This window comes from Vibrio sp. 10N.222.55.C6, assembly GCF_041473395.1.
In the GTDB taxonomy this organism is placed as follows: domain Bacteria; phylum Pseudomonadota; class Gammaproteobacteria; order Enterobacterales; family Vibrionaceae; genus Vibrio; species Vibrio crassostreae_C.
Genome location: NZ_JBFRSD010000098.1, coordinates 1 through 533 on the forward strand (window position 1 = coordinate 1; position 533 = coordinate 533).

1 protein-coding gene is annotated in these 533 nt (G+C 46.0%); it reads left to right on the forward strand.

Annotated elements, in window-relative coordinates; translation table 11 throughout:
* A partial coding sequence (locus AB4486_RS22720) for a GH116 family glycosyl hydrolase (protein WP_372118740.1) occupies positions 1-533 on the forward strand: 533 nt, incomplete at both ends.

The following is a 533-nucleotide window of genomic DNA, read 5'->3' on the forward strand; positions in this document are numbered from 1 at the left end:
GTATGGGATAAAGAAGACAAGTTCCTAGTGAAAGAGTGTGTTGATTACCCATTCTTTAACTCTCTGGATGTGTATTTTTACGGCTCATTTTCACTGCTTTACTTGCTGCCGGAGCTTGATGGCTGCGTAATGAAAGAGTTCTCAAAAGCGATTTTGGCTGAAGACTTTACTCAGCGCCGCTACTGGGAATATGAAGCAACACCGAATGCTGAATTGATCGATGAGAAGTACCAAGGCGTGCGTGCTATTCGAGGTGCGGTTATTCATGACTTGGGTAGCCCGTTCGACATCCAGCCTGACGCGTACAGCTGGCACAACGTGAAAGAGTGGAAGGACTTAGCACCGAAATACATTCTGATGGTGTACCGTCACTATCAAAACACGCAAGATATTTCTGTAGTTAAAGAGTGCTGGCAGGCTGTGACTGAGAGCATCGATTTCTTATCGAACTTGGTCGCTGAGGGCGATGATTTACCGCTAACCCGAGGCACAGACGATACCTTTGATAACCTGGCTTCTCATGGTATTTCAAT